The sequence below is a fragment of the Winogradskyella endarachnes genome, assembly GCF_009741275.1.
In the GTDB taxonomy this organism is placed as follows: Bacteria; Bacteroidota; Bacteroidia; order Flavobacteriales; family Flavobacteriaceae; genus Winogradskyella; species Winogradskyella endarachnes.
Genome location: NZ_WOWS01000024.1, coordinates 1 through 767, shown reverse-complemented (window position 1 = coordinate 767; position 767 = coordinate 1). Strand labels below are relative to the sequence as shown.

1 protein-coding gene is annotated in these 767 nt (G+C 32.2%); it reads left to right on the top strand.

The features are described 5' to 3' along the window. Positions 1-632, top strand: a 632-nt coding sequence (locus GN138_RS15870; protein ID WP_231743095.1) for a hypothetical protein, incomplete at its 5' end; no start/stop codon positions are given. Positions 633-767 lie beyond the last annotated feature (135 nt).

Below are 767 nucleotides of genomic sequence, written 5' to 3'. Positions count from 1 at the left end.
CCGTTGTACCACATATGAGAAAACGAAATCTGACATTTATAATTGGAATTTTATTTATGATATTTCATTCTCAAATTTTTGCACAAGAAACAGAAATGGAAAAGAAAATAAGTGAATTGTTTTTTGGACTTAATCTAAACCAAAAACCTAGTGAAATAGTTAAAGAATCGGACTTTGAATTTGAATATGGTTGGACTAGTGTTATAGCAGATTTTAAGGATTACTCATATACAACGGAATTTAAAAAGCATCCTACAATCAAATCGGAAATAAAAGAAGGTACATTCTCAATCGGATTTGGCTCTCACGACGAAAAATATGGGATTTTCGGACTTTCATTGGTTATTAGGTTTACCAATGAATATGACCAAATCGATGAGTATGAAAAACTGAAAACGGAATTTGAAAAATATAGCTCAAAAACAATAATTGAAACAACTCAAAACGAGGAATACGAAGTGAAATCTGAAGTTGTTGTTTATCAAAATGAGAAAGACTCTGAAATTCCAAAAATCAGTTTTTATTTTGACCAATCTGACAAAAATGATTTTCCGATAGTAATAACATTTTCGACAAGTTGGAAAATGGAGGAATTAAGAAAGCTGATTGAAAAACAAAAAAAGATGGAATAAAAAATACGTGGTACAACAACGTGTATAGCTCATTGCGGCTGAATTCCTAATCGGAATTCATTGCAATTTGCTATCTTCGTTCTACGGCGGAAAATCCTCGCGGATTTCCCGCAACGAGCCATACACAAAACCGTT